The organism is Mesorhizobium sp. M7A.F.Ca.CA.002.04.1.1 (assembly GCF_004022805.1).
Taxonomy (GTDB): domain Bacteria; phylum Pseudomonadota; class Alphaproteobacteria; order Rhizobiales; family Rhizobiaceae; genus Mesorhizobium; species Mesorhizobium ciceri.
Genome location: NZ_RZPL01000573.1, coordinates 1 through 3,827 on the forward strand (window position 1 = coordinate 1; position 3,827 = coordinate 3,827).

The 3,827-nt window shown below is 64.6% G+C and carries 4 protein-coding genes; all 4 read right to left on the reverse strand.

What is annotated here, in order from left to right; genetic code table 11:
- A partial coding sequence (locus tag ENZ75_RS24485) for a GMC family oxidoreductase N-terminal domain-containing protein (protein ID WP_206617092.1) occupies positions 1-406 on the reverse strand: 406 nt, incomplete at its 3' end.
- Positions 403-1,917, reverse strand: coding sequence for an FGGY-family carbohydrate kinase (locus ENZ75_RS24490; RefSeq protein ID WP_128278372.1), 1,515 nt, complete (start codon positions 1,915-1,917; stop codon positions 403-405). The genes ENZ75_RS24490 and ENZ75_RS24485, both read right to left, overlap by 4 nt.
- A 22-nt stretch (positions 1,918-1,939) precedes the next feature.
- Positions 1,940-2,758 carry an aldolase gene (locus tag ENZ75_RS24495; RefSeq protein WP_024504448.1) on the reverse strand — a complete coding sequence of 273 codons (819 nt, stop codon included), beginning with the start codon at positions 2,756-2,758 and terminating at the stop codon, positions 1,940-1,942.
- A gap of 14 nt (positions 2,759-2,772) precedes the next feature.
- The coding region (locus tag ENZ75_RS24500; protein ID WP_128278373.1) for an FAD-dependent oxidoreductase at positions 2,773-3,827 on the reverse strand (1,055 nt) is incomplete at its 5' end.

Below are 3,827 nucleotides of genomic sequence, written 5' to 3' on the forward strand. Positions count from 1 at the left end.
CTACATGCGCGGCCAGGCTGCCGACTATGATGGCTGGCGCCAGGCCGGCATTGCCGGCCTGGCGCCAGCCATCATAGTCGGCAGCCTGGCCGCGCATGTAGATCATGCCGTTGATCGATGAACAGCCGCCGAGCACCTTGCCGCGCGGATAGTTGAGGCTGCGTCCGTTGAGACCGGCTTCCGGCTCGGTCTTCATCATCCAGTCGGTACGCGGGTTGCCCATGCAGAAGAGATAGCCGATCGGGATATCGACCCAGTGATAGCGGTCGCTGCCGCCGGCCTCGAGCAGCAGCACCTTGTTGCGCGGATCGGCCGAGAGCCGGTTGGCGAGCACGCAGCCGGCGGAGCCGGCACCGACGATGACGTAGTCGTAACTGCCGAACGGAGACGGTGAAGCTTCGGTCACGTGCGCGCCTGCTGTCCGGCGATGCGCTCCCACATCGGGGTCATCGCCTGGTTAATCTCGCCATAGAGTCGATACCGCCGTGCGTATGCGTGAGCAACCGTCTCGTTGGGTACAAAATGTCGGGCGGCCGCTGTCATGGCGGTTGCACCGGCACGGTAGTCCGCGAAAATGCCGACGCCGGTGCCCGCCGCGATCGCCGCTCCCAGCGCGCCGGTTTCGCGGCTGCGCGCCACGGTGACGGGCACGCCGAGCACATCGGCGAAAATCTGCGGCCAGACGCTGCTGCGCGAGCCGCCGCCGGACAACACCACCTGGTCGAAATCGGCGCCCGCTTTGTGCAAGGTCTCGACATGGCGCTTGTGCTCGAAGGCGACCCCCTCGAACAGCGCACGCAGCAGATGGGCTCGGCTGTGCCAGCCGGCGATGCCGTAGAAGCCGGCGCGCGCATGGCCATTCTGCTGCGAGCCATAAAGGAAGGGATGATAGATCGGGATGTCGCTGTTGGGATCGACGGACGCCACCAGTTCGCTGCACAATTCGAATGGCGACTTGCCGGCTTCGCCGCCATGTTCGAGGAATTCGCGAACGATCCATTCGAGATTGGCGGCCGAGGTGGCACTGGATTCGATCGCCAGATAGCGCTGGCGATCGAAAGTCGACAGCATGAAGATCGAAGGGTCGCGGATCGGCTTGTCGGTGATGACCTGGTTGATGCTCCAGGTTCCGGCGATGACCGAGGCGGCACCGGTTCTGGTCACGCCCGAACCGACCGCGCTGGCGACGACATCGAACAGCCCGGCAACGACCGGCGTGCCGGCGCGCAGTCCCGTCAGGGCCGCCACCTCCGCGCTGACATGGCCGGCAATGTCGGCCGATTCCAGCACTGGCGGCAGTAGGTCCATGCAATCGCCGAGCCCATAGGCGGCAAGCAGGTCCGGCTCGTAGCGGCGGTCCTGCATCTGCAGCAGGCCGCAGCCCGACATATCTGAAGTATCGCTGCTGCGCGCACCTGTCAGGCGGTTGACGACGAAATCCTTGCACAAGAACACAGTTCCGATGCTGGCAAACAAAGCCGGCGAAAAGCGCTTGAGCCAGGCAAGCAGGGTCGGCGTCTGCGCCGCCCACGGCCGCTGCAGGCAATGTGCGTAGGTGCGGTCGCCGACATTCTGTTCTGCCCATTCGGCAACGATGTCGACGGCGCGTGTGTCGAGCGACTGGATGCCGATCAATGGCGCGCCCGCACGATCGAGCGCGTAGAGCCCGTTGCCATGGCCGGCGCAGCCGATGGCGACGATCTCGCCGGCGTCGATACCGGCTTCAGCGATGCATTGACCAATGACCGAGACCGCATTGCGCCAGAGTTCGTCGAGGTCGCGTTCGACATGTCCGGGCTTTGGCATGGACGAGCGGCCGTCACGGGCGGCGAATGCCAGTTCGCGGCCCGACAGGTCGAAGAGGATGGCCTTGATGACGGTGTTGCCGGCATCGAGACCGAGGATATAGCTTGCCATTGGCGCCTCCCGAGGCCGCAGCCTATGCCTGGTTGTACAGATCCCAGGCTGCGCCGCCATCGGCATCGTCGTGAATGATTGCCATCAGCCCGCGCACGACAGCGCTCGGGTTGGCATGCTGGTAGATGTTGCGGCCATAGACCATGCCAAGCGCACCCTGTGCCATCAAGGCGGCCGACTTGTCGAACACGGCACGCAGATCCTCCTTGCCGCCGCCGCGCACCAGCACCGGGCAGCGCGCCGCCTCGACAACGCGGTGGAAGTCGTTGGGATCGGTGGTCGGGTCGGCCTTGACGATATCGGCACCCATCTCGCGGGCAAGCCGGGTCAAGGTGACGATCTTATCGGCGTCGCCGTCGACCATGTAGCCGCCATGCTCGGTGACCGGCAGCATGGCCAGCGGCTCGATCATCAGCGGCAGGCCGTATTTCTCGCAATCGGCGCGCACGCGGGCGATGTTCTGCACGCATTGCCGGAACAGGTCCGGCTCGTCGGGTAGCATGAACAGATTGACCACGACGCAAGCCGCATCCATCTCGATGGCGCCAAGCAAGGGCTCGGCTTCGTTCTGCAGCACCGCCCACATCGCCCGGTGGCGTATCCTGTTATAGGGATTGCCCATGTCGATGCGCATCACCAGCGCCGGCTTGTCCTTGCCAGGCACGGCCTGCAGCAGGTCGGCCTGGCCGTAGTTCATCTGGATGGCGTCGGGGCCGGCCTTGACCAGCTGGTTGACCACGCTGGCCATGTCTTCCAGCCCGGCAAGGAAACTCGGCTCGTTGCAGACGCCATGATCGATGGCGACGTCGAGGCAGCGGCCGCCGCCGAACAGCCGGTTCATACGGACTTTCTTGTTTACGCGCATAGGGCGCTCCTTTGATGTGTCTGGAGGTCGATGCCGTGCCGGTCGGCCAGCAAGGCGAGGAAGGTCGAGCGCTCGGTGGCAGCCTCGCTGGCGCTCCAGTCCTTGTGCGCCGCCAGCATGTCGAGAACGGCGTTGACGAGGTCGAAGCTGAGACCGCCTGAAATGGCGATGGTGGTGCGGCGCAAGAACAGGTCGGCAAGGCACTCGACCTGCTCGCGCTCGATGATGCGCCCCATCTCGCTTGCCGAATAGTCCGACTGCGGCAGCATCTGTTCGCCCGCCGGGTGCGAAACGAAATCCCTGGCCGACGTGCCATAGCGCTGCAGAAGCGTTTGCGCGCGCTCGACCGTCAGGCCATGCTCGGCGGCGAATGACGCGCACCAGGCGTCCGGGTCGGCCGGAAAATCACGGCCGCCACCGATGGCCATGTCCTGCGTGCCCTGGCTGCGCGCGAGGCCGAGCCGCTTCAGTGCCATGTCGGCGGCCAGCGCTCCAAACGAACGGAAGGTGGTCCACTTGCCTCCGACCATGCACAGTGTCGCCGGCAGGTGCCCGCTCGCTTCTACGAACTCGCAAAAATGATCGCGCGGTATGCGGCTGGTAAAACTGTCCTCGCTGGCGGGCAAGGGTCGCACGCCGGCGAAGCGGAACACGATCTGGTTTTCAGCTACTTTGATCGAGGGGAATACAAAGGCGAGCGACTGCAGGATGTAGCGCTGCTCGTCCTCCTCGCAACGCACCTTGTCCGGATCGTCGACCCGGATGTCGGTCGAGCCGATCAGCACCTTGCCGAGATAGGGAAACAGGATGCAGATGCGCCCGTCCTCGTTCTCGTAATAGACCATATGGCCGCCGAGCGCGTCGAACAGTTCTGCATTGTCGACGATGAGATGCGAGCCCTTGGTGCCGCCCATCATCGTCTGCGCCGCCGCCCCGATGGCCTTGTTGGTCAGGTCGATCCAGCCGCCAGTAGCGTTGATGACCAATTGCGCCCGTACCGGCAGTTGTTCGCCCGTCAGCGTGTCGGTAATGGCGAGGCTATCAC

Coding starts and splice junctions, on each gene's coding strand:
- ENZ75_RS24490 (WP_128278372.1), bottom strand. CDS start 1,917: ATGGCAAGCTATATCCTCGGTCTCGATGCCGGCAACACCGTCATCAAG.
- ENZ75_RS24495 (WP_024504448.1), bottom strand. CDS start 2,758: ATGAACCGGCTGTTCGGCGGCGGCCGCTGCCTCGACGTCGCCATCGAT.